This window comes from Pseudomonas sp. ANT_H4 (assembly GCF_008369295.1).
GTDB lineage: Bacteria > Pseudomonadota > Gammaproteobacteria > Pseudomonadales > Pseudomonadaceae > Aquipseudomonas.
Genome location: NZ_VOBG01000057.1, coordinates 1 through 3,031, shown reverse-complemented (window position 1 = coordinate 3,031; position 3,031 = coordinate 1). Strand labels below are relative to the sequence as shown.

General features: G+C 47.7%; 3 protein-coding genes and 1 pseudogene. All 4 read left to right on the top strand.

The genetic code is table 11. The features are described from left to right. Positions 1-127 precede the first annotated feature (127 nt). Positions 128-847, top strand: a pseudogene (locus tag FQ182_RS29375) (tyrosine-type recombinase/integrase); the annotation flags it as partial. A 591-nt stretch (positions 848-1,438) separates the two neighbouring features. Continuing rightward, the gene (locus tag FQ182_RS29370) at positions 1,439-1,846 is read left to right on the top strand and encodes a hypothetical protein (protein ID WP_149415333.1); all 408 of its coding nucleotides are present in this window, start codon (positions 1,439-1,441) and stop codon (positions 1,844-1,846) included. Between the two features lie 2 nt (positions 1,847-1,848). Beyond that, complete coding sequence (locus tag FQ182_RS29365; RefSeq protein WP_149415332.1) at positions 1,849-2,139, top strand: hypothetical protein; 291 nt, start codon at positions 1,849-1,851, stop codon at positions 2,137-2,139. Beyond that, positions 2,126-2,971 (top strand): DEAD/DEAH box helicase family protein, encoded by an 846-nt coding sequence (locus FQ182_RS29360; RefSeq protein ID WP_256666433.1) that lies wholly within the window; start codon positions 2,126-2,128, stop codon positions 2,969-2,971. The genes FQ182_RS29365 and FQ182_RS29360 overlap by 14 nt, the downstream gene beginning before the upstream one ends. Positions 2,972-3,031: the final 60 nt, after the last annotated feature.

Below are 3,031 nucleotides of genomic sequence, written 5' to 3'. Positions count from 1 at the left end.
TGAACATTACAACGAGCAGCATCCGCACAGCGCTTTGAACTATCGCTCACCGAGGGAGTTCAGGCGCTTGGCGGCAGCACCAATTTAACAGGGAGTTGGTGTCCGGTTTTGTAGGGGCAAATCCAACCAGCTCTTTGCTGCCTTCCCTCAGTCAATCCATGACATCACCCCTCAGCTAGTCAATGACTTCAAGCTGAAGCGTCTACAAACGGTCAAGCCTGCTACCTGTCGTATACAGCTAGCGTTCATGTCTCGTTTCTTCAGGTTCGCTAAGCGTGGCCTGCTCATCGACATACACAACCCCGTAAGTGACATAGCGCTACCCAAGCCCGACAAGTCGAGCGACAAGGTAATCAGTGCTGGCGAGCTTAGGCAGTTGCTGAACAAGCTCTCCCCCACCATGGCCCTCATCGTGGAGTTGGCCTATGAGACAGCCATGAGACGTTCAGAAATACTCAAGCTCACAACCCAATGCCTTCACCTGGATGAACGTATTGCGGATGTAATTGATGGAAAGAACGGCACTAGGTCTGTGCCCTTGACCATGCGAGCCACAGAGCTACTGAAAGAGGCACAGCGGTTGGCTCTAGCAAACAAGGCACACAGAGGGAGACTGTTTATTGTGACGCCTCATGCAGTGTCACAGGCGGTTAGGCTGGCAAGGAACAAGGCAGGGCTTGACTGTAGCGTCAGGCTTCACCAGTTAAGACATACGCGTATTACCAATGTAGCCAAGAAGGGATTCAACAATGCTCAGATAATGATTGTATCGGGACATAGGGATACTAGGTCCGTGGCTAGATACTCACATTTGAATGCGAAGGATGTACTTCACCTCATTGATTAAGCCACCTGTGAGCGCACAGGAACGACGACAGGCAATTAACCGCCACCCACATAGCCATGCAACGCTGTAGCCTCTCATAGGGGCTTACAGTGGCGACGAGTAAAGGGATGAGTGTAGCCGAGAGTTACGGATAGACACTATTTTTCAGAATCCGTGTCTCCGTTTCTCTCAGAAAAGAGTATAGATATATATATAGATTAAAGATTGCTTCCTAAGACTGCTTGCACAGAGCCAGTAGGTTGCGGTCTTTTTTATTGCCTAAATGGTGAGACCCCATATTTTGGGCTTTGGAGAGCAACGATAAAAAGAGAATGCAATGAACATAGATAAAATCATAGAAAGTAAGATCATGCGCCTAAACACAACAGAACGTAAGCTAATGTGGGCAATGATCAGAAACAATAGTGACGATGGTTTACGCTGGTGTGAAATCCCCATTGAAGATTTCTGCACAGCGACAGGTAAATCATCTAGCTCATGCAGCAGAACCATTCAATATTTAGCTAAGCACGAACTCATTGCTATCCGAAAGGTAAGGCTTGGGTCGTCGTATCGCAACCAGTTCAAACTAATCCCCTTGGAACAATATTAATGAACACAATTACAATGAACGAAATAAAAGAACTCGCACGCCAGACAGGCAATACCCCCATGACGGTCCTAACAGACCTTATCGAGCGAGGCTATCAGCTAGTCGAGGAACCTCCCGCACCTAGAGGCAATCCGCTGACTTCCTCCAAGGATGCTTTAGCACAGTGGAAGGCGTCTAAGCAGAGAGTACGTGACGAGCTTTATAAAGCAGACCCCCTTGTCCGACAGCTTACTGACTTGGATACAGCATATAACTCATCCGCTCAGCAGACCAAGCAAAGCATTGTCCAACGTGATGCGTTTGGAAATATTACAGGCACCACTAAGTCCGTGCTCACAGGCGCAACCTCAAAAGAGCAAGCGGAACTGATGACAGCCATTCGTGCAATGTATAACCAAGGAGCATAACTATGAAAGCAGTAGACTTGACACCCGCAGAAGTAAAAGTACTAGAACAACGTCGCTCAGCGCTAGGTGCTATCGACTGTAGCATTGAACAAAAGAACAAGCTCATCACAGGCATTAGGGACTATAAAGGCAGTGAGTATGGCATGAGTCAATATGGTTCATATCAGGTGCTATCTGTTCATGGTAGCAGCACGCTACCTGCGGAACTTGAGGGCACGTTCACAGAAGCTAGACATATCATCCGAACGATAGACAACTTAATCACAGAAGGGAAACTGATTGAATCCAAGTAATCCAAAGGTTATTTACGTAGCAGAAGCCTTACCAGGAAGCGGCAAATCAACAAAATTCATCGAAGCACTACCCTCACTCATGTACACCAGCAAGATAGTGTACGCGATGCCCACCAATGCTCTAATCAAAGAGCTTGCTCTTACTATCAAACTGAAGGCTGGCATATCCCCACTAGTAATAACGTCTGACACAGTTGAGCATGTGACACAACACCTTGAGAATGTCTTAGCAGCAAATACGCAACCTCTAGTTATGGTTACGCATGAGGCTCTGAGACGTGTAGAGCCTCGTCTCCTTGAAGGTTGGGAGCTTGTTGTTGATGAGGTTCCCAGCGTATCAGACTGTAAGGGCTACCAGTTCGACAGCATTAGCTACATTGGAAGTCTAGGTAATTATCTGACGGTAAACACTGAAAAGAAAGCTGCCTTGAAGCCTGAGCACATAGCTCTGGTTGAGAATATGATTAGGGCTCAAGACAACAGCGCCCTCAGTGAGTCCGCCCTAGACGTTCTCAAAGCAATGCTGACTCCCAAGTGCAGCGTTGAGGTTGAAGCGCAGAATGCCAAGGGCAAGCGGCTTGTACGCATTGTGAAATATAGAGATTTCCTACCAGCTTTCTCTAACGCCAATAGCGTTCATGTCCTAGCTAACAACGTGCAGGATACGCTCCTAGGTATTCATGCCACCTACCAAGGTTGGCAGTTTGAGCCATCTATATTCACACCAGAATTCGATGGGTACGGAAAGCGTGTTGAACTTCACCCGTGGATTTGCCCCTACAAAACCGGACACCAACTCCCTGTTAAATTGGTGCTGCCGCCAAGCGCCTGAACTCCCTCGGTGAGCGATAGTTCAAAGCGCTGTGCGGATGCTGCTCGTTGTAATGTTCAA

Excerpts from the sequence above, each read along its gene's own strand:
- FQ182_RS29370 (WP_149415333.1), top strand. The coding sequence starts at position 1,439 with ATGAACACAATTACAATGAACGAAATAAAAGAACTCGCACGCCAGACA.
- FQ182_RS29365 (WP_149415332.1), top strand. The coding sequence starts at position 1,849 with ATGAAAGCAGTAGACTTGACACCCGCAGAAGTAAAAGTACTAGAACAA.